18 protein-coding genes are annotated in these 19,656 nt (G+C 58.5%); 8 read left to right on the top strand and 10 right to left on the bottom strand.

What is annotated here, in order from left to right:
- Positions 1-21: 21 nt before the first annotated feature.
- Entirely contained in the window at positions 22-2,256 is a 2,235-nt protein-coding gene (locus DK847_RS08470) for a glycoside hydrolase family 99-like domain-containing protein (protein ID WP_161957200.1), read from the bottom strand.
- A 306-nt stretch (positions 2,257-2,562) separates the two neighbouring features.
- On the opposite strand from DK847_RS08470, the gene rfbA reads away from it, so the two are divergent.
- The 4 genes from rfbA to rfbD are packed head-to-tail and all read left to right on the top strand — an operon-like array spanning position 2,563 to position 5,966.
- Positions 2,563-3,465, top strand: coding sequence for a glucose-1-phosphate thymidylyltransferase RfbA (gene rfbA / locus DK847_RS08475; RefSeq protein ID WP_111197731.1), 903 nt, complete (start codon positions 2,563-2,565; stop codon positions 3,463-3,465).
- Positions 3,465-4,022 (top strand): dTDP-4-dehydrorhamnose 3,5-epimerase, encoded by a 558-nt coding sequence (gene rfbC, locus DK847_RS08480; RefSeq protein ID WP_111197733.1) that lies wholly within the window; start codon positions 3,465-3,467, stop codon positions 4,020-4,022. The genes rfbA and rfbC overlap by 1 nt, the downstream gene beginning before the upstream one ends.
- Positions 4,023-4,035: 13 nt before the next feature.
- A complete protein-coding gene (gene rfbB, locus DK847_RS08485) occupies positions 4,036-5,094 on the top strand; it encodes a dTDP-glucose 4,6-dehydratase (protein WP_111197734.1) in 1,059 nt (352 codons plus the stop codon).
- Positions 5,094-5,966, top strand: a complete 873-nt coding sequence (rfbD, locus tag DK847_RS08490) for a dTDP-4-dehydrorhamnose reductase (RefSeq protein WP_111197736.1) — start codon at positions 5,094-5,096, stop codon at positions 5,964-5,966. Before rfbB ends, rfbD begins: the two co-directional genes overlap by 1 nt.
- 89 nt (positions 5,967-6,055) lie before the next feature.
- On the opposite strand, the gene DK847_RS08495 is transcribed toward rfbD, so the two are convergent.
- The 6 genes from DK847_RS08495 to DK847_RS08520 form a co-directional block, all read right to left on the bottom strand.
- The gene (locus DK847_RS08495; RefSeq protein ID WP_245414561.1) at positions 6,056-6,379 is read right to left on the bottom strand and encodes a DUF2160 domain-containing protein; all 324 of its coding nucleotides are present in this window, start codon (positions 6,377-6,379) and stop codon (positions 6,056-6,058) included.
- A gap of 12 nt (positions 6,380-6,391) precedes the next feature.
- The gene (locus DK847_RS08500; RefSeq protein WP_111197737.1) at positions 6,392-7,189 is read right to left on the bottom strand and encodes a carbohydrate ABC transporter permease; all 798 of its coding nucleotides are present in this window, start codon (positions 7,187-7,189) and stop codon (positions 6,392-6,394) included.
- A 1-nt stretch (position 7,190) separates the two neighbouring features.
- Complete coding sequence (locus tag DK847_RS08505; RefSeq protein ID WP_111197739.1) at positions 7,191-8,054, bottom strand: carbohydrate ABC transporter permease; 864 nt, start codon at positions 8,052-8,054, stop codon at positions 7,191-7,193.
- Positions 8,051-9,124: an ABC transporter ATP-binding protein gene (locus DK847_RS08510; RefSeq protein WP_111197741.1), complete on the bottom strand. Its 1,074-nt coding sequence runs from the start codon at positions 9,122-9,124 to the stop codon at positions 8,051-8,053. The genes DK847_RS08505 and DK847_RS08510 overlap by 4 nt, the downstream gene beginning before the upstream one ends.
- Positions 9,124-10,188, bottom strand: a complete 1,065-nt coding sequence (locus DK847_RS08515) for an ABC transporter ATP-binding protein (RefSeq protein WP_111197742.1) — start codon at positions 10,186-10,188, stop codon at positions 9,124-9,126. The genes DK847_RS08510 and DK847_RS08515 overlap by 1 nt, the downstream gene beginning before the upstream one ends.
- A gap of 82 nt (positions 10,189-10,270) precedes the next feature.
- Positions 10,271-12,007, bottom strand: a complete 1,737-nt coding sequence (locus DK847_RS08520) for an ABC transporter substrate-binding protein (RefSeq protein ID WP_111197744.1) — start codon at positions 12,005-12,007, stop codon at positions 10,271-10,273.
- A 204-nt stretch (positions 12,008-12,211) separates the two neighbouring features.
- Between DK847_RS08520 and DK847_RS08525 the strand changes: the two genes are divergently transcribed.
- From DK847_RS08525 to glpK, 3 genes are read left to right on the top strand one after another with little or no spacing between them, the layout of a single operon-like run.
- On the top strand, positions 12,212-13,015 hold the full coding sequence (locus DK847_RS08525) for a DeoR/GlpR family DNA-binding transcription regulator (RefSeq protein ID WP_111197746.1): 804 nt from the start codon (positions 12,212-12,214) through the stop codon (positions 13,013-13,015).
- Positions 13,012-14,526 carry a glycerol-3-phosphate dehydrogenase gene (gene glpD, locus DK847_RS08530; protein ID WP_111197748.1) on the top strand — a complete coding sequence of 505 codons (1,515 nt, stop codon included), beginning with the start codon at positions 13,012-13,014 and terminating at the stop codon, positions 14,524-14,526. The genes DK847_RS08525 and glpD overlap by 4 nt, the downstream gene beginning before the upstream one ends.
- A 3-nt stretch (positions 14,527-14,529) precedes the next feature.
- Complete coding sequence (gene glpK / locus DK847_RS08535) at positions 14,530-16,014, top strand: glycerol kinase GlpK (RefSeq protein WP_111197749.1); 1,485 nt, start codon at positions 14,530-14,532, stop codon at positions 16,012-16,014.
- Here glpK and DK847_RS08540 read toward each other — a convergent pair whose 3' ends face one another.
- Positions 16,015-16,815: an SDR family NAD(P)-dependent oxidoreductase gene (locus tag DK847_RS08540; RefSeq protein ID WP_111197751.1), complete on the bottom strand. Its 801-nt coding sequence runs from the start codon at positions 16,813-16,815 to the stop codon at positions 16,015-16,017.
- A gap of 334 nt (positions 16,816-17,149) precedes the next feature.
- Here DK847_RS08540 and DK847_RS08550 point away from each other — a divergent pair, with 334 nt between their 5' ends.
- The gene (locus DK847_RS08550) at positions 17,150-18,259 is read left to right on the top strand and encodes a trypsin-like serine peptidase (RefSeq protein ID WP_161957201.1); all 1,110 of its coding nucleotides are present in this window, start codon (positions 17,150-17,152) and stop codon (positions 18,257-18,259) included.
- A 94-nt stretch (positions 18,260-18,353) separates the two neighbouring features.
- On the opposite strand, the gene DK847_RS08555 is transcribed toward DK847_RS08550, so the two are convergent.
- Both DK847_RS08555 and DK847_RS08560 read right to left on the bottom strand, forming a co-directional pair.
- A complete protein-coding gene (locus DK847_RS08555; RefSeq protein ID WP_161957202.1) occupies positions 18,354-19,004 on the bottom strand; it encodes a ChrR family anti-sigma-E factor in 651 nt (216 codons plus the stop codon).
- Positions 19,001-19,600 (bottom strand): sigma-70 family RNA polymerase sigma factor, encoded by a 600-nt coding sequence (locus DK847_RS08560; protein ID WP_245414562.1) that lies wholly within the window; start codon positions 19,598-19,600, stop codon positions 19,001-19,003. Before DK847_RS08560 ends, DK847_RS08555 begins: the two co-directional genes overlap by 4 nt.
- Between the last annotated feature and the right edge of the window lie 56 nt (positions 19,601-19,656).

Below are 19,656 nucleotides of genomic sequence, written 5' to 3' on the forward strand. Positions count from 1 at the left end.
GTGCGACCAAGTCCTGGGCGACTAATCTGGACTTGGCGGTCTGGGCGCTCCGACAGAATCGACCTCATATGAGCTAGCCTTGCAGACGGCGCAGAACAGGCGCTCGATCGCATGGGCCAGCGTTCCATCGACGAGCCCCCGCTCAATGTCGAACATGTCACTGTTGAGGCTAAGCAAAGGTGTGAGGGCTTCTGGCCGGAACCAGAACATTGAGCCCGCAGGGAAGGTACCCTTCCAATTCTTCAGTCCGAGACCGTTAGCGACGCGGGAGGTCAGGTCGCCGGAGAATGTGAGGTTCTTGTCACTGTGGTCTATCAGGGCGCCACGGGCCGTAAGCAGACCTAGTTGAGGGCGGGTCAACAGGACGTTCAGTGCGGTGTCGCTAGCGAGATCCTCGATCAACTTGGTACGGAGCTCGGGACCGTCTTCCCGATAGACTGATAGTTTTCCATGAAACTTGCCCACGGCCCTATAACCCAGTTGGGCAATCCGGGCATAGGTCATCAGGAATGGACGTATGTCCCGTCCTCGGTTGTCAACGATTTCAATCATCGCCGTTGGAATGCAATTGCTTACCAGCTTGGCCAGTGCCAGCGAAGTGACCGTCACGAAGACATCCGGTTCGTGCCTTTCGAGACGCTGGTGGGCCAAGAGCAGATCGGGCCATGCCTCCTCGTAGTGAAGGTGGAAAATGAGGGCGATGTCACTGCGTCGGTGCGACGGTATTGGTGGCGCAAGATAGTGCGCCGCCTCCGTAGTATAGTTCGAGAGCACTTGCCGAGTAGCCTCGAGATATCCATACCCATGCCTCTGATCCGGCTCAAGATGAGCACCTTCGGCCCATTCGTTCCAGGCATTGACAAAGATCAACTTCTCTTCGGCGGACAGGCTGCTGTCTTTGGCAACACGTTCGGCATTCGCAGACAGCCACTGCGCATAGCGAGACGCCGAGAACCCCGCAAATACGGTTCCCCGGCTCCCCTTTCGGGGTGTGTTGTCCCAAGACAGCATCGCTGTCGGCAATACCTTGAAGTCGTCACGCGGACGCATGACTGCGTTGGTCACGACGTCATCATAGCTATATATGGTACCCGTGAAGCGCGGATCGAGATCCTCCATCTTCTCGGTGATATCTCTCGATGCGGCAGTATGAGGTGGAAACTCCAGCGCGGCGTCAAACCCGTATCTCCGTGGATCTCTTTGGCCAAAGGTCTGGGCACTTATCAGGTACAGACCTGGAAATCCAAACTCTTTGGCTTGTTCTCTCCACATCGCCGCTGTCTCGGCCATCGCTGGGATGATGTCAGTCCGATAGACAACGAGCACGGGTTTTCCGTCGACCTTGATATATCGTTTGCTCTCAAAGTAAGGGCGAAGGTATTCGAGTAAGGCGCGGGAATCCTCGTGCGAGTGCTTCTGGGCGATAAGCACGGCGTCCTCCTGACCATCCCACCTCCTGGTCCAGTTCTCGTTCGCCCAGATCATGCAAAATGGTATGTCGACGTTCTCGTTTTCAAGCATCTGTCGGAGAGGCTTCTCCATGAGAACTTTGCGATCGAACCAATAGAAGTAGTATGCAAACCCAGAGATGAGGTATTCGCGTGCAAGCCGGGCCTGCTCTTCCATGACCTCCGGGATGCGCAGGTCGTAGTAGCCCAGATGTATGGGGCAGTGGGGCTGGTGATGCCCCTGGAACAGGGGCTTGGCCTTGCCAACGTTTGTCCACTCGGTGAATCCCTTTCCCCACCACAGGTCATTCTCGGGAAAGGGATGGAACTGTGGAAGATAAAAGGCGATCGCTCGAGGCGATGTGACATCTCGAGATCCATAGGCGTGCGGCACGAAGCCGTCAGATACTGTTGAGAATTCAATCCGTTCAATGCGTGTGTCGTAGCGCATGAATTCCAGCACTTGGTAATCCAATGAATTCCTGCCGGTGACTGGCTGAGTCGGGCTTTCGCCTCGGCTCATCATGTTTTCAGCGGCGGCGGGCCAGCCAAGGGCCGTTCGAATTCGATTGATCAGTCGCTGCCAAATCGGGATCGTCTGCCGGACCCTGCTCTGTCTAAGTTCGAGCAACTCCGCTTCAACGCGCTCCAACTCGGCTCTGCGGGACATAAGTGCGTCGGAAAGATCGGCATACTCCTTCTGTCTAGAGGACACTGGCGTCTCCCTTTCGATGGAGGAACTCTCTGCAAGGCGCGTTACAGGATTTGGCAACCCCTCCTGCGGGCCACGACTGCTGATCTTTGCCACTCCATTGGGCGTTTCTTTCATTCGATGTGTAGCCAACGCAGGTCCCGCTGTTCGATCAGTCCAGTCGACCCTGAAAAGCCACTGTCTGCCAAAGTCGTAAAAAACAACTAAAGGTTAAGCGATCTTGATCGCCGAAGTATGTCTTCCACTCAAATGACAGAATGTCCATCACGGTTGGTGAATTGACATCCACGCGGTTTAACACTCTTGATCACGCAATCAACCGGTACTCCAAGACCAGAGATATGCTTGCTCCTCTAAAATTGATAGCGTAAAGAAGCTTAGCTTAATGGACCGAAGAACTGAATGACCGAAATCTCAAAAGGCATCATCTTGGCGGGAGGCAGTGGAACGCGGTTGTACCCGCTCACGCTCTCCGTCTCCAAGCAGGTCCTCCCCGTCTACGACAAGCCGATGATCTATTATCCCCTGTCCGTGCTGATGCTCGCCGGCATTCGGGATATTCTCGTGATTTCGACACCGCGTGATTTGCCGCTCTTCAGGTCGTTGCTTGGAGATGGCTCCGCCTTCGGAATTTCGATATCCTACGCAGAGCAACCCGAGCCGAAGGGTCTTGCGCAGGCTTTTCTGATTGGAGAGGAGTTTCTGGCGGGAGGGCCCGCCGCGCTTGTGCTTGGAGACAACATCTTCCATGGCGAGCGGCTTCAGGAAAAGTGCCGTGCTGCCGTCAGCCGCATGAAGGGTGCCACCGTTTTCGCGTACCATGTTTCAGATCCGGAGCGGTATGGCGTCGTTTCCTTCGATGCGGATGGCCGTGCGTCGTCAATCGAAGAGAAGCCACGGCACCCCACGTCCAATTGGGCCGTGACCGGTCTTTACTTCTATGATTCGGATGTCGTTGACATCGCCCGGTCGTTGAAGCCGTCGTCTCGCGGAGAGCTTGAGATCACGGATATCAACCGTGAATACCTGAGGCGAGGCGAGCTCAATGTCGAACACCTCGGCAGAGGGTTCGCATGGCTCGACACTGGAACTCATGACAGCCTTCATGATGCCGGAGCCTTCATCCGTACACTGGAAGTCCGCACAGGAATCAAGGTCTGCTGCCCGGAGGAAATCGCCTTTCTCTCTGGATGGATCGACACCGAAGCTCTCCTGTCGCAGGCTGCTCTGCTCGGCAAGACGGAATATGCCGCCTATCTCCGCCAGGTGGTCAGGGAACAGCAACTTTCGCAGGGTTCAGCCTGATGGAAGTGCGCGATGTGGGCCTTGGGGTGCTTGAGATCATTCCACGGCGGTTTGGTGACAGTCGTGGGTTTTTCTCGGAGACTTGGCAGAGGGAGAGATTTCGCCAGGCCGGAATCAATGTGGACTGGATGCAGGACAATCAGTCCTTTTCAGCTGATGTTCACGTACTCCGCGGATTGCATTTCCAGCTCGCACCTCAGGCGCAAGACAAGTTGATCCGTGTACTGAGAGGTTCAGTTTTCGACGTTGCGGTCGATATCCGGCCAGGTTCATCTACCTTCGGCAAGTGGGTGTCCTGTGTTCTTTCTGCCGCGACTTTCAACCAGTTCTACATTCCGAAGGGATTTGCACACGGGTTTCTCACCCTGACACCCGAGGTGGAGGTGCTCTACAAGGTCTCGGCACCCTACGCACCGGAGTGTGACCGGGCGATTGCGTGGAACGATCCGTTGATCGGAATAGAATGGCCACTCGAAAAGGGCGCGCAACCTTCATTGTCAGCAAAGGACGCGGCCGCTCCCCTCCTTGCAGATATTGCAAGCAGTCTGGCGTTTTAGAAGGGTTTTTGCCATGAAGATTATGGTTACGGGTGGATCAGGTTTTATTGGTTCTGCCGTCTGCCGCCACCTCGTTCTTGATCTGGGCCACTCCGTCGTCAATGTTGACAAAATGACCTACGCCGCGACGCCAGGATCGACCGAGATGCTGGCGGCGAACCCCGATTATCGCTTTCATCGACTGGACATTTGCGATCGCGACGCAATGCTGGGCGTCATGCAGATGGAGGGCATTGAAGCGATCATGCACCTGGCGGCGGAAAGCCATGTCGACCGTTCCATTGATGGCCCAGGCGCTTTCGTCGAGACGAACATACTCGGTACGTTTTCCCTCCTGCAGGCAGCCAGGGGCTATTTCCAGTTGCTTCCAGATGATCGGCGGGCACGCTTCAGGTTCCACCACATTTCAACTGATGAGGTGTTCGGTGAACTTCCCCTTGGAGAGGGCCTGTTCACCGAGACAACGCCATATCGGCCTTCGTCGCCCTATTCGGCATCGAAGGCAGCATCTGACCATCTGGTGATGGCATGGCACCATACCTATGGTCTGCCCGTCGTTCTCTCGAACTGCTCCAACAATTATGGTCCCTACCAGTTTCCCGAGAAACTCATTCCACTGATGATCCTCAATGGTCTGGATGAACGCCCTCTTCCTGTCTACGGTACGGGAGAGAACGTTCGGGACTGGCTGCATGTAGAGGATCATGCGCGGGCCTTGGCACTTGTGCTGCTGAAGGGCAGGACAGGCCAGTCATACAATGTTGGAGGCCACAACGAACGTTCCAACCTTGCCGTTGTCGAGACAATTGCAGACCTTCTGGATGAAATGCTGCCATCTAGGGCTGGATCTCGCAGGAGACTGATTTCCTTCGTGGGTGATCGGCCGGGCCATGACCTGCGCTACGCTATCGACGCGACCAAGATTGAAACAGAACTCGGCTGGAAAGCGCGTCACAGTTTTGAAACCGGCCTTCGCGAAACAATCAGCTGGTATCTGGCAAACAGGAATTGGTGGGAACCACTCAGAGCTGCCCGCTACTCTGGTGAGCGCCTGGGAAAAGTGTCAAGCTGATGCGCGTATTGGTCACGGGCCGGTCCGGGCAGCTTGCAACGTCCTTGTCTGACGTTGCTGCGCAACAAGGCGCGCTCCAGTTGCTCGTTGTCGGGCGCCCTGAACTTGATCTGGAGCAGCCGCACACTGTGTCGAAGCAGATCCTTGCTCTTCGCCCCGATGCCGTGATCAACGCTGCTGCCTATACGGCTGTCGACAAGGCAGAGGCGGAGCCAAAGCGTGCATTTGCTGCGAACAGGGACGGTGCGGCAGCAGCTGCCGGGGCCGCGTATCAATTGGGCGTTCCCTTCGTCCACGTTTCGACGGATTACGTGTTTGATGGTCGCAAGCAGCAGCCTTATGTCGAGGACGATGAAACCAATCCCCTCGGTGTCTATGGCAAGTCAAAATTGGAAGGTGAACGAGCCGTAAGGGACTCCCATCCCGCAGCACTTATACTTCGAACGTCGTGGGTCTACAGTCCATTTGGCGGCAATTTCCTGAAGACAATGTTACGGATCGGAAGAGAACGTCCACAGTTGAAAGTGGTGAGTGACCAGATTGGTAATCCTACCTCGGCGGTTGATCTCGCTGCTGCAATTCTGGCAGTCTTGCCGGCATTGGGGAGCGAGGCGGGGGGCCTCTATCACTTGACCGGCGATGGGAGCACCAGTTGGCATGGATTTGCCTCATTCATTTTTTCCGAGAGCAGAAAGCTGGGAGGTCCCAGCCCTTCGGTCGATCCAATCGCATCCAGCGAATACCCAACTGCGGCAACCCGCCCGCCAAACTCGCGCCTATCATGTGACGCTTTCACCCAGCGCTTCGGAGTGAGGCTGCGTCCTTGGCAAGAGGCGACGGCGGAGACCGTCGCGCGGTGTCTCGCGGGATGAGCGGTCTCGCTGCCGGAGGCAAAGGCGCGGCGACGTCTGACCCAGCTATTCTGACGACCTGACTTCCAGAGAGCACAACCCCGTCCGCTTCATCCCCAGCGGAAAACGAAGACTGCCCAGAGGATGGCAATGACAAGCGCACCCCACAGTGGCGTGCCAAAGAGAGCAAGCCAGCCGAGAAAGATGAATGCGGTACCAAGATGGGTCATGAACAGCCTGTCACCCCTCGTTGTCTCGAGGTGAAAGATGCCACGGCGCGGAGATCCACCTGGCTCAAAGTACTCCCAGATGCCCATGGCGAGAATGGATCCAAAGACATAAACGAAGAAGGCGATGGTAACCCGGTTCCAGGCCATCCAGCTCCCGAGGGGCTGCTGCCACCAGTCTGCCGAGAACATAGCGTGCGGATCCATTGAGGGCCCTCTTCAAACGCGGCCAAGGGCAAAGCCCTTGGCAATATAGTTACGAACAAAATAGATGACGATGGCGCCAGGAATGATCGTCAGAACCCCGGCCGCCGCCAGAAGGCCCAGTTCATAGCCCGAGGTGCTTGCCGTTTTCGTCATCGCCGCGACGATGGGTTTTGCTGCCACCGATGTGAGATTCTTGGCGAGCAGCATCTCAACCCAGGAAAACATGAAACAGAAGAACGCTGCGACACCGATACCTGCAGATATCGTCGGCAAGAATATCCTCAGAAAGAACGAAGGAAACGAATAGCCGTCTACATAGGCCGTCTCATCCAATTCCTTGGGAACACCTGACATGAACCCTTCCAGGATCCAGACGGCGAGGGGAATGTTGAACAAGGTGTGGGCCAGTGCCACGGCCCAGGGCGTATCGAACAGACCCACCGCTGAATAGAGATTCACGAATGGAAGAACGAAGACCGCAGCAGGCGCCATGCGGTTTGAAAGCAACCAGAAGAACAGGTGCTTGTCACCGAGGAAGCGGTAGCGTGAAAACGCGTAGGCGGCCGGAAGCGCAATCACGACAGAGATCACAGTATTGATCACGACGTAGGTGATCGAGTTTATGTACGCATTGTACCAGGATGGATCTGTGAAGATCGTCCTGTAGCTGTCGAGCGTGAAGTCTCTTGGAAATGCACTAAAGCCACCGAGGATCTCATTGGTCGTCTTGAACGACATGTTGAGCAGCCAGTAAATCGGCAACATCAGGAAGATGATGTAGAGCGTGAGAACGATGTAGCGCTTGCGCATCTTACTTGGCCTCCTCACGCATCATCAGTGTGTAGAAAAGCCAGCTCAGGAACAGGATGATCAGGAAATAGACGATGGAGAAAGCCGCGGCAGGCCCAAGATCGAAACCACCGAGCGCCTTTTGAACGAGGTCGATTGAAAGAAACTTCGTTGTGCTGCCCGGACCGCCCCCGGTGAGAACAATCACCTCGGTGTAGATCATGAAGGAGTCCATGAAGCGCAGCAAGATGGCGATCGTCAGAACATGCTTGAGCTTTGGCAACTGGATATAGCGGAAGACCGCCCAAGGCTTTGCGCCGTCAACCTTCGCTGCCTGGTAATAGGCATCCGGTATGGCAACCAGACCTGCGTAACAGAGCAGCACGACAAGTGACGTCCAATGCCACACGTCCATCAGCACCACCGTGAACCAAGCCGAGATTGGCTGCCGGGTGTAGTTGTAATGAATTCCCAGCGCATTGATGCCCTTGCCAAGCAATCCAATGTCGGGAAGCGCCATGATGTTCCACATGGACCCGACCACGTTCCATGGAACGAGCAGGGGAAGGGCGACCAGCACAAGGCAAACCGACACCCACGGCCCCTTGCGCGGCATGCACAGGGCGATCGCAAGTCCAAGGGGAATCTCGATGAGCAGGATCAGTCCAGTGAAGATGATTTGCCGCTTGAGAGATGCGTGAAATTGATCGTCGTGAAGGATCTGCTCGAACCAGGTCGTGCCCGACCAGAAGAACTCGTTGTTGCCGAAGGTTTCCTGAATGGAATAGTTGACGACGGTCATCAACGGAACGAGCGCGTTGAAGGCCACCATCAGGAATACCGGGAGGACCAGCCACCAGGCCTTGTTGTTGACGGTCTTGTTCATCGATGTGCACCGGCCATCCAGCCATCCTCATACACCTGCGTATGCGCCGGATCGAAGGACAGGAAGGTGTGGCCGCTGGGAACTTCACCCCCCTCCTTGAGAAGGAGCTTGATGGTGTGGCCATGGCTGCGCGTCTCAACGATGCGATATCGGCCCGCATCGGCAACCCTCACCACCTCTGCCGGTATGCCCGCTTCGGCAATCGAGACGAATTCAGGCCTGATGCCAAGCTCCGTCCGGCCTGCAATGCGCGCCTGACCGATATTGGCCGCCGGTACTGGGCTTTCCGCAAAGAAGGCCTGGCCACCGCGCAGTTCGCATGGCAGCACGTTCATGCCCGGAGAACCGATGAAGTGACCAACGAACGTATGCTGGGGCCGCTCGAACAGCTCGATCGGTGTTCCAGATTGCACGACCTCCCCGAGGTTCATGACGACAACCTGATCGGCGAATGTGAGGGCCTCCGTCTGGTCATGCGTCACATAGATCATCGTGCGCTTGGTGCGAAGGTGAAGTTCCTTGAGTTTCGAGCGCAGTTGCCACTTGAGATGAGGATCGATGACAGTCAGTGGTTCGTCGAACATGATCACGTTCACATCCGGGCGAACGAGGCCACGGCCGAGCGAGATCTTCTGCTTTCCGTCCGCCGTCAGGCCCGAGGCCCGCTTGTGGAGCGTCTTGGTGAGCTCCAGCATATCGGCGATCTCGGCCACGCGGATTTTGATCTCATCCTCGGGCACATTGCGGTTGCGCAATGGAAAGGCAAGATTGTCGAATACCGTCATGGTGTCGTAGATGACGGGAAACTGGAACACCTGCGCAATGTTGCGCGCCTCGGGCGAGGCATGGGAGACGTCTCTCCCGTCGAAGAGGATGCGGCCCTCGGTCGGCGTGAGAAGCCCTGAAATGAGATTGAGCAGCGTGGTCTTGCCGCAGCCGGAAGGGCCGAGCAATGCGTAGGCGCCACCGTCCTGCCAAGTGATGGACAGCCGCTTGAGTGCATAATCCTCTTCGTGCTGCGGATTGGCGACGTAAGAATGACGAAGGTTCTCGAGGCGAATCTCGGCCATCAGGACACCCGCTCGCCATCAGTCGTGAAGAACAGGCCCTGATCGACGTCGGCGTGGAGCCGCGCATGCGTGCCGACTTCGAAGGGATGGATACCGTGCGACTGGGAAACCCATGTCGCTCCGCCGACGTCGATGTGGATGACACTTTCCGAACCGGAAAGTTCAGTCACCAGCACGCGGCCTTCGAGCTCGCCGCTCGCGGCGTCGGTTGCCAGGGGTGTGACGTGGTGCGGGCGAATGCCCAGCATGTAGTGGCCGTCGCGAAGCCCGCGGCCCGCGGCGCCCGCTGGCCAGACCTTTCCATCGAACACCCGCAGCTCTCCCCCGCGCTTCTCGACCGGCGTCATGTTGATGGGCGGGTCGGAAAACACCTTGGCAGAAACGAGGTCCTTTGGCTCACGATAAACGGAAGAGGTCGGGCCGAATTGCGTCACGCGCCCTTCGTGGAGCGTTGCCGTGTTGCCACCGAACAGCAGCGCTTCCACGGGCTCGGTCGTCGCATAGACCACGATCGCGTTGCGTCCTGCAAACAGCCTCGGCAATTCGTCGCGCAATTCCTCGCGCAGCTTGTAATCGAGATTGGCGAGAGGTTCATCGAGCAGGATGAGGTCGGAGTCCTTGACAATCGCGCGGGCAATTGCCGTTCGCTGCTGCTGGCCACCCGAAAGCTCCGACGGCCGGCGCTTCAGCATGGGACGCAGGCGAAGCAGATCCGCTGCGGCCATCACGCGGCGGTCTATCTCGGCCTTGGCCATGCCGGCGACCTTCAGGGGCGACGCGATGTTGTCGTACACGTTGAAGTTGGGATAGTTGATGAATTGCTGATAGACCATGGAGACGTTGCGCCGTTGTACGGCGACATGCGTCACGTCCTTGCCGTTGAACCTGATCTGGCCCGATGTCGGCGGCTGGATGCCCGCCATGATTTGCATGAGCGTCGTCTTGCCAGACAACGTTGTCCCAAGCAGCACGTTGAAGGAACCCTGCGGCAGGACGAGTGTCGTCGGATGAATGTGCGTGTCCGCGCCGACACGCTTGGTGATCTCGATGAGTTCAAGGGCCATGAAGATCCGATCAGCTTGAAAGCTTGGGGCACACCCCGGTCGGGATGGAGCGCGGGATGTCTCCCGCGCTCCGCTCGATCGTCTATTCCTGCCAGCGCTTGATGATTTCCTCATAGGCGATGGTCTGGCCAGGTTCCTTTTCATTGGCCAGCTTCGCCTTGGGACCATCCGGACGGCCGAGCCAATAGGAGGGATCCTTCGGCTCGGAGAGTCGCGGTCCGCAACCACCATAGGTGTTGTTGGCCTTGTCCGCGGCTTCCATGCGCGCCATCACCTGCTCCATTTCGGTCGCCAGACGATCCATGGCTTCCTGCGGGGAGAAGGCGCCGGAGTTCACGTCACCGATCTGCTGCCACCACAGCTGGGCAAGCTTCGGATAATCCGGCACGTTGATGCCGGTGGGCGACCAGCGCACGCGGTCGGGCGACCGATAGAACTCGACAAGGCCGCCGAGCTTCGGGGCACGATCCGTGAAGGACTGGTGGCGCACGGTGCTGTCACGGATGAAGGTGAGACCGACCTGGCTCTTCTTCACGTCCACCGTCTTGGACACGGCGAACTGCGCATAAAGCCACGCTGCCTTGGCGCGGTCAGCCGGCGTCGACTTCAGGATGGTCCAGGAGCCTACGTCCTGATAGCCGACCTTCTGTCCATCCTTGTAGTAGGGGCCATGCGGCGAGGGGGCCATGCGCCACAGCGGCATGCCCTGATCATCCACCGTATTGTTGCCTTCCGATTTCGGCGCCACCATCGAAGCGGTGAAGGCCGTGTACCAGAAGATCTGCTGGGCGACATTGCCCTGGGCGAGCGCCGGCAGCGACTGATAGAAGTCGTAGTCGGCCGCACCCGGAGGCGCGTACTTCCTCAGCCACTCGTCCCACTTGGCGATGGCATAGACCGAAGCAGGGCCATTGGTTTCGCCGCCGCGCGACACCGACGCGCCGGAGGGATTGCAGGAACCCTTCTCCATGCGGATGCCCCATTCGTCGATCGGAACACCGTTGGGCTCGCCCTGGCTACCTGTGCCCGCCATCGAGAGCCAGGCGTCGGTCATGCGCCAGCCGAGGTCAGGGGCGCGCTTGCCATAGTCCATATGGCCATAGATCTGGACGCCGTCGATTTCCTTCACGTCGTTGCTGAAGAACTCGGCGATATCCTCGTAGGCCGACCAGTTGACCGGCACGCCGAGATCATAGCCATACTTGGCCTTGAACTTTTCCTTGATCTCCGGCCTGTCGAACCAGTCCTTGCGGAACCAGTAGAGATTGGCGAACTGCTGGTCCGGAAGCTGGTAGAGCTTGCCATCCGGGCCAGTCGTGAACTTGGTGCCGATGAAATCGGCGAGGTCGAGACCTGGGTTGGTCACATCCTTCCAGTCGCCGGCCATCATGTCGGTGAGATTATAGGTCTGCTGCAGACGCGAATGCGTGCCGATCAGATCCGAGTCATTGACATAGCCATCGTACAGATTGCGGTTCGTCTGCATCTGCGTCTGCACGGCCTGCACCACCTCGCCCTCGCCGAGGATCTGGTGATTGACCTTGATGCCGGTGATCTCCTCGAAGGCCTTTGCGAGCACCTTCGATTCGTAATCGTGGGTCGGAATGCCTTCAGACAGGACGTTGATTTCCATGCCCTTGAAAGGCTCGGCGGCCTTGATGAACCATTCCATCTCCTTCACCTGGTCGTCCTTCGACAGGGTGGAAGGCTGGAATTCCGAGTCGATCCACTTCTTGGCGGCTTCGATATCGGCGAACGCAGGACTTGTAACCGCCATCAGCGCCACGACGGCAGCTGAGGCGAGATATTTCAGCTTCATTGTGAGTCCTCCCTAGGTCAGTGCCTGATGCATGGCACCTGCGTCAAACTATCATGTGAAAATAAACGAGCGTCAACCTGCAAAATTCGAACGATGCTGCGCTGCAATATTGCGTCAAACGAAAAAAAATGAAATCATTCGCGGTCTGGATTTTGGTTTCGTTTCAAATCACATCGGGTGCGTGCACCCATCAACGACAGGCCCATGGAGAATATCAGCCCCCGTCAGCATCAGATTCTCGCGCTGTCACGGCAACTTGGCAGTGTGGCTGTTGACGATCTGGCACAGCGCTTTGACGTAACGCCACAGACTATTCGCAAGGACCTGAACGAACTCTGCGATCTCAAGTTGCTGTCACGCACCCATGGCGGTGCCATGCTCACCTCAGGCGTGGAGAACCTTGCCTATGAGGCACGGCGACTGATGGCAGCCACGGAGAAGGTGGTGATCGGCCGCCAGGCGGCAAGCCTCATTCCCAACAATTGTTCGCTGTTCATCAACATCGGCACCACGACGGAGGAGGTGGCGAGGGCTCTCGTCCACCACGAGGGCCTTCTGGTCATAACCAACAACATTCATGTGGCCACCATTCTGATGTCGCGCCCGAAGATCGAGGTGATCGTGGCCGGTGGTGTCCTGCGCCGTAGTGACGGGGGCATCGTCGGTGAGGCCGCAGCGGACTTCATTACCCAATTCAAGGTGGATCACGCAGTGATCGGCGCTTCGGCGCTCGATGACGACGGTGCAATGCTAGACTTCGACTACCGGGAAGTTCGCGTCGCCAAGGCCATCATGCAGAATGCCCGCAATGTGATGCTTGTCGCCGATGCGACAAAATTCACGCGCACGGCGCCCGTGCGCATCGGACACTTGTCCGACGTCGATGTTTTTGTCACAGACCAATCCCCACCCGAACCGGTGATCACCTATTGCAGGGACAATGGTGTCCGCCTGGAAATCGCCGACGGAGCAACAGTGAACGAGCATGCCATGGATGCCGCGGAATGACATATGATCTCTTCATTATCGGCGGCGGCGTGAATGGCTGCGGCATCGCCCGTGACGCGGCAGGCCGCGGCCTGAAGGTATTCCTTGCCGAGCAGGGCGATCTCGCCTCCGGCACCTCCAGCGCGTCGACGAAACTCATCCATGGCGGGTTGCGCTATCTCGAACATTATGAGTTCCGCCTGGTGAGAGAGGCGCTGATCGAGCGCGAGGTACTGCTCAAGGCTGCGCCACACATCATCTGGCCGCTGCGTTTTGTACTGCCCTACCATAATGGTCTGCGGCCATGGCCCATCTTGCGCATGGGTTTGTTCCTCTATGATCATCTCGGCGGCCGAAAGATCCTGCCCGGCACGCGCAGCGTCAACCTGCGCAGCGATGTGACCGGCAAGCCGCTGAAGGACCAATATGTCCGGGGCTATGAATACTCCGACTGCTGGGTCGAGGACGCCCGCCTCGTCGTTCTCAATGCGCGTGACGCACAAGCCAGGGGCGCTGTGATTCGCACAAGGACCAAGTGCATCTCGGCACGGCGGGTGCAGGACCTCTGGGAGGTGACGGTCGAAAAGGCGGATGGTCACGTCGAGACTGTGCGCGCGCGGGCGTTGATCAATTCAGCCGGTCCGTGGGTGAGTGAGGTGCTGGGAGCGGTCGTCGGCCGCAACGACCCGGACAAGATCCGCATGGTGAAGGGTAGCCACCTGGTGGTAGAAAAGCTCTACGACCATGATCGCTGCTACATCTTCCAGAACGCCGATGGCCGGATCTGCTTTGCAATTCCCTATGAACGTGACTTCACGCTCATCGGCACGACCGATGAGGATCATAAGGGCGACCCAGGCAAGCCGCACATTTCCGAGGCGGAGTCGCAGTATCTGCTTCGATCGGTCAGTGAATATTTCAACAAGCCTGTCACGGCGGAAATGGTCCGCTGGTCATACTCCGGCATCCGGCCGCTTTACGACGACGGCGCCTCGAAGGCCCAGGAAGCGACGCGCGATTATGTGCTGAAGCTGGACCAGCCTGAAGGTGGCGCGCCATTGCTCTCGGTGTTCGGCGGCAAGATCACCACTTTCAGGCGCCTTTCCGAACATGCCATGGAGAAGATCGCTCCGTTCTTTCCGCAGATGGGCAGGCCGTGGACACACAGTGCTTGCCTGCCCGGTGGAGACTTCAGCTATGACGAAGTCGAGATGCGGATAGCCGCGCTCTCCCGCCAATATCCCTTCCTTGACGACATCACGGTGCGCCGCCTGTTCCGTGCCTATGGCACGGACGCCGAGCGGATGCTCGGGGAGGCCCGATCCGAGGCCGATCTCGGACAGAACTTCGGCCCCATCAGTGAGCGGGAGATCGACTGGCTTCGCGAAAAGGAGTGGGCCCGCTCTGCAGATGACGTGCTGTGGAGGCGTTCGAAGCTGGGCCTGCACACCACCAAGCAGCAACAAGAGGCGCTGCGGACCTACATGGCCTCGGCCCAGGCCGTTCAGGCGCTGAAGAGAGCCGGAGGCTGAAACATGGCTGACCTGATCCTTGCCATCGACCAGGGCACCACCTCATCCCGTGCGATCGTTTTTGATACGTCACTGAAGCCCGTTGCGGTCGGCCAGCAGGAATTCAAGCAGTTCTATCCCCGCTCCGGCTGGGTTGAACACGACCCGGAAGAGATCTGGTCCTCGGTGCTCGCCACCTGCAGGTCCGCACTGCGCAAGGCGAGGGCCAAACCCTCCACCGTGAAGGCCATCGGCATTACCAACCAGCGCGAGACGGTAGTGATCTGGAACCGGCGCACGGGCAAACCCATTCACAAGGCCATTGTCTGGCAGGATCGGCGCACGGCGGCGTTTTGCGCCGCGCTCAAGGAGAAGGGCCTCGAACCACTCTTCAGCAAGAAGACAGGCCTTCTTCTCGACCCATACTTCTCCGGCAGCAAGATCGCCTGGCTGCTCGACAACGTGAAGGGCGCGCGGCAGCTGGCAGAACGTGGTGAACTTGCCTTCGGCACGATCGACTGTTTTCTCATCTGGCGTCTGACCGGTGGCAAGGTGCACGCCACCGATGCAACCAATGCCTCGCGGACACTGCTCTACAATATTCACACCGGGGCGTGGGATGAGGAATTATTGCGGATCCTTGGCGTTCCGCGAAGTCTGCTACCAGACGTAAGGGATTGCGCGGCGGATTTCGGGCACAGCGTCGCCGAACATTTCGGCGCGACCATTCCGATCTGCGGCGTTGCAGGTGATCAGCAGGCGGCCACCATTGGACAGGCCTGTTTCGAGCCAGGCATGATGAAGGCCACCTATGGCACGGGATGTTTCGCGTTGTTCAACACCGGGCCGAAGGCAGTGATGTCGCACAACAGGCTGCTCACGACCATCGCCTACCAACTGGACGGCAAGCCCACCTATGCCCTCGAGGGCGCGATCTTCGTTGCCGGTGCAGCGGTACAGTGGCTGCGCGACGGGCTCAAGCTCGTGAAGACGGCGGGCGAGACCGGCAAGCTGGCGGAGCGTGCGGACCCCAATCAGAGTGTTTACCTCGTTCCCGCGTTCGTTGGGCTCGGCGCACCTTATTGGAATGCAGAGGCACGCGGCGCGGTGTTCGGCCTCACCCGCGCTACCACTGCCGCGGAACTTGCCCGTGCGACACTCGAATCCGTCTGCTATCAGACGCGCGACATGCTTGAGGCCATGCGCAAGGATGTCGGCGACGCGGGCCGCACCGTGCTCCGGGTTGATGGCGGCATGAGCGCATCGGATTGGACCATGCAGTACCTGGCGGATATCCTTGACGCACCGGTTGACCGTCCGCCCATTCTCGAGACGACAGCACTCGGGGCTGCTTACCTTGCCGGTCTGCAGGCAGGCCTGCTGCCTGAGCCCGGACGTTTTGCCAAGACCTGGAGGAAGCAGAAGCGCTTCACACCGAAGATGAACGCGAGGCTCCGGGATGCGAGATACGCTGGCTGGACCAATGCTGTCCGGAAGCTTCTCGCCTGATTATCCGGCCTTGAGCACGAACCGGGTGATCAATCGGAAGAACACCGGATAGGGCAGCATCCGCAAGGCCCGGAGAATGGCCACGAAGCGGCGGGGATAGGCAATTTCAAACCGCCCCTCGGCGAGGCCGGCAATGCTGCGCCTTGCGGCCTCATCCGGTTGCATCAGGAAGGGCATTTCGAAATCATTCTGCGCGGTCAGCGGTGTCGCCACAAAGCCTGGGTTGATCACGCTCAGTCGCACACCCTTCAATCTCAACTCCGGTTCCAGGCTCTCAGCCAAGTTGATGAGGGCAGCCTTGGTGGGGCCATAGGCAGCGGCCTTGGGCAGTCCCATGTAGCCGGCCACCGAGGCGATCCAGGAAACATGTCCTCGCCGGCGGGCGAGCATGAGCGGCGCCATCGCGGCAAGGCAATTCACGACGCCCATGTAATTCGTCTCCATGGTGCGGGCGAAGACCTTCACATCAATGTCGTCCGCCTTGACGGGTGTGTAGGCGCCAGCACCGAAGACAGCGAGATCGATCGGCCCCAACGCGGCCTCGATCTGCGCGACGGCAGCAACGCAGGCCTGACTGTCGGTTACATCCAGCGGCACGGCAAGCGCACCTTCGCCCATGTCCCGGAGCCGGTCGGCGGATCGAGCCGAAACCGCGACTTTAACGCCCGCGGCGAGCAGCTGACCTGCCATGTGCCGTCCGATTCCCGTCGATGCACCCGTAACCCATGCCACCCGCCAAGGCAGACGATCACGTCCGGGGCCTGATCTGGAATTAAGAATGCCGCTTTCATAATCACTCATCGGTCGCGGCTCCTGCGATAGTCCTCAGCTGCTTTAACGATCAGAATTTGCTCCGGATCTGTTCGAAGGACTTCAATGCCCGCTATGCTGAGTGCATGCGCGCGCAGTTCGATCAGCATACAGAACACTACCTTGGCGCGAAAAATCTCGGATTCCGGGTCTTTCCAGAACCTAAGAAACTTAAATCTAAATCTCATATTCTGCAGCTGTTGCAATTCTGGATATGTTCTAAATTGCTTCAAGTTCGTTTAACTAGTTTAGTGTTGCTCTAACTGATTTTTAACCGGCACTGGAGAAACACATGTCAAGATTCCCAAAGAGAGGAGCAGTCCTCTTGGGCGCCATTCTGGCGCTGGCTTGCACACAGGCGAAGGCCGATATTGCCCCTGGCAAGGTTCTTCTAGGTAACGACACGGCCTCTCAGATAACGTCCCAGTCAGACCTCTCGAAGTTCAAGCCCGCAGAGCGGATTCTCAAGACCATGAAGCGGGTCCGTACGCCTTCTCTTGAAGCTCCGATGAAGGCCGGGACGCCTGCTCCCTCCGTGGTGCCGGGCGCAGTGGGCGGCCAGGCAGTTGCGAACACTGCTCCAGCACCGGTTGACGATGGTTTCGCCCCGCAGAACTACGGCTCAGGCGGCGTGGGCAACATCAACCACTACTCCGACAATCTCGTCCCTCTGAACGTCACGCCGACGTTCCCCTATCGCACTGTCGGGTGGTTCACGTTCATTGCCTACGACAACAACAGTTATCGTTGCAGCGCGACGCTCATCTCAAAGTCGATTCTGCTGATCGCCGGACATTGCATTCATGATGGCGGTGGCGGATCGCCCTATTACATCAAGAGCGGAACGTTCTATCCTGCCTATGCAAATGGAACCCAGCCCTATGGATATGCAACCGCGAACTACGTCATAACGACGAGCGGCTGGTACAATACCGGGTCTCTTGACCAAGGCTATGACGTGGGACTTGTCGTCCTGAACAAGCGGGCCGGCACCACCGTCGAGATGGGCAACTATACCGGCTGGCTGGGCTTCTGCTACCTGAACTGTCTGCAGTCCTACTGGCAGCTGACCCAGCTCGGATATCCGGGCAACTATTACAGCGGTCAGTATATGACCATGGGCCAGCACATCGAATACAGCGACTCCAAGGACTACCGGGCCGGCTCGGGCATGCAGGGTGGGTCGAGCGGAGGTCCGCACATCGCGAACCTCGGCGATCTCTCTGACTCGTCCACAAGCAAGGGATCCTACCCCTGGCGTAACATCGCTTTTGCTGCCACATCGTGGGGTTACATCGACCAGGCAGTGAAGATCCAGGGCTATTCCAGCACCAGCGGCCCGGCAAATGCCAATAACTTCAAGGGTTTGTATAACGCAGCCTGCACACGCGCGCGTACCATCCACGGCACGGGCTCCTGCAACCTGCTGCCGTAAACGGTTACAGCAAGCTCAGACGACATCAAGAAGCCACGGCGATTTCCGCCGTGGCTTTTCATTTTCAGGCATGAGCAGAGTAAGGTGCCCTCGGTCAGATCCCGACAAACGGCTGCATCAGGCGCGCAGCGAATGACTTGAAGCGGGTGGGCCGCTCGGTGGCCACCAGGCAGATACACTCCCCGCTGTCATCCACCACGGGCCGATGCTCGATATCCTCGTCGAGATCCGCGACGTCCCCCGCAGCAAAGCGACCCATGTGATCGACATAGGCACCCTTCAGCACCATGGTGATCTCCTCGCCGCCATGACCATGCTCCGGCATGGCGCGACCGGCACCAATGCGCAGTAGCTTGAGTTGCCCTTTGGCTGAGGCAGGAAGCTTCACATCGAAGATCGCCACGCCGGGGGCCTTCTTCTTCCAGGCGATCTCATCGAGGCTGGCGACCGGCAGAAGCCGGGCAAGAGCCCTCGGGAAAGCAGGGCGCGGCTGGGCCACGGGCAGCCGATAGAGGCCGGCCTGCTCCAGCGCCGCGAAGGTGCGGCTGCGGCAATCTTCCGAGACGGCGGCGCTGCCGGCGACCTCGAGGAGCTCGCCTCCCAGGGCTTCCGCCGCGCGTACGGCCTCGCGGCAGGCCGGGCAGATGGCGACATGCGACGCTGCGACCACCGAAAAGGCCTCGTCGAGCGTTCCTGCCGCATAGGCGAGCAGCGTGCTGTCATCGAGATGATGGTTCGGTTTCAAAGTCCGGTCTCCAGTATGCGGCGCAGGTGCCCATAGGCTAGGCGCATGCGCGATTTCACGGTTCCAAGCGGGATCGACAAACGCGATGCGATCTCGCTCTGCGGCATGTCTTCAACGAAGGACAGGACAAGGATTTGCCGCTGCTCCTCGGGGATCGCCTGCAGCGCCCGGGCAACCAGCCCGTCTTCCTGCTTGCGGCCCAACAGTTCCTCGCCTTCCGGGGCCTCCGACGGCTCGTCGTAATCGCCGAGTTCCGTGGTGGGCATATGCACGTCGCGCCGGATCCTGTCGATACGCAGGTTCCTGGCGATGGTGAAAACCCAGGTCGTCACCGAACCCTTGGAGGGTTCATAGAGTGCCGCCTTCGTCCACACCGCGATCATCGCTTCCTGCACCAGGTCTTCCGCCAGTTCGGCAGAGGTGTTCTTGCGCATTATGAAGCTCTTGAGCCTTGGCGCAAAATGGTCAAACAGCTGCGCGAAGGCCTGCCGGTCGCGGTTTTGCGCCACCCTCATGATCAATGAGCGGAACAGCGCCTCGAGCCGCTGCTTCTCTTCGTCTTTACGCTTGTCTGCCAATTCCATGACGGCATACATAGCACGTTCCCCTGTGTGACCGAGTTACGCTTTGGGTGAAGGGCCGGATCACCTGA

The organism is Aestuariivirga litoralis, assembly GCF_003234965.1.
Lineage (GTDB): Bacteria > Pseudomonadota > Alphaproteobacteria > Rhizobiales > Aestuariivirgaceae > Aestuariivirga > Aestuariivirga litoralis.

What these genes read in the sequence shown, in the direction of transcription:
- rfbA (WP_111197731.1), top strand. Translation starts at nt 2,563, where the DNA reads ATGACCGAAATCTCAAAAGGCATCATCTTGGCGGGAGGCAGTGGAACG.
- rfbC (WP_111197733.1), top strand. Translation starts at nt 3,465, where the DNA reads ATGGAAGTGCGCGATGTGGGCCTTGGGGTGCTTGAGATCATTCCACGG.
- rfbB (WP_111197734.1), top strand. Translation starts at nt 4,036, where the DNA reads ATGAAGATTATGGTTACGGGTGGATCAGGTTTTATTGGTTCTGCCGTC.
- rfbD (WP_111197736.1), top strand. Translation starts at nt 5,094, where the DNA reads ATGCGCGTATTGGTCACGGGCCGGTCCGGGCAGCTTGCAACGTCCTTG.
- DK847_RS08495 (WP_245414561.1), bottom strand. Translation starts at nt 6,379, where the DNA reads ATGGATCCGCACGCTATGTTCTCGGCAGACTGGTGGCAGCAGCCCCTC.
- DK847_RS08500 (WP_111197737.1), bottom strand. Translation starts at nt 7,189, where the DNA reads ATGCGCAAGCGCTACATCGTTCTCACGCTCTACATCATCTTCCTGATG.
- DK847_RS08505 (WP_111197739.1), bottom strand. Translation starts at nt 8,054, where the DNA reads ATGAACAAGACCGTCAACAACAAGGCCTGGTGGCTGGTCCTCCCGGTA.
- DK847_RS08510 (WP_111197741.1), bottom strand. Translation starts at nt 9,124, where the DNA reads ATGGCCGAGATTCGCCTCGAGAACCTTCGTCATTCTTACGTCGCCAAT.
- DK847_RS08515 (WP_111197742.1), bottom strand. Translation starts at nt 10,188, where the DNA reads ATGGCCCTTGAACTCATCGAGATCACCAAGCGTGTCGGCGCGGACACG.
- DK847_RS08520 (WP_111197744.1), bottom strand. Translation starts at nt 12,007, where the DNA reads ATGAAGCTGAAATATCTCGCCTCAGCTGCCGTCGTGGCGCTGATGGCG.
- DK847_RS08525 (WP_111197746.1), top strand. Translation starts at nt 12,212, where the DNA reads ATGGAGAATATCAGCCCCCGTCAGCATCAGATTCTCGCGCTGTCACGG.
- glpD (WP_111197748.1), top strand. Translation starts at nt 13,012, where the DNA reads ATGACATATGATCTCTTCATTATCGGCGGCGGCGTGAATGGCTGCGGC.
- glpK (WP_111197749.1), top strand. Translation starts at nt 14,530, where the DNA reads ATGGCTGACCTGATCCTTGCCATCGACCAGGGCACCACCTCATCCCGT.
- DK847_RS08540 (WP_111197751.1), bottom strand. Translation starts at nt 16,815, where the DNA reads ATGAGTGATTATGAAAGCGGCATTCTTAATTCCAGATCAGGCCCCGGA.
- DK847_RS08560 (WP_245414562.1), bottom strand. Translation starts at nt 19,600, where the DNA reads ATGTATGCCGTCATGGAATTGGCAGACAAGCGTAAAGACGAAGAGAAG.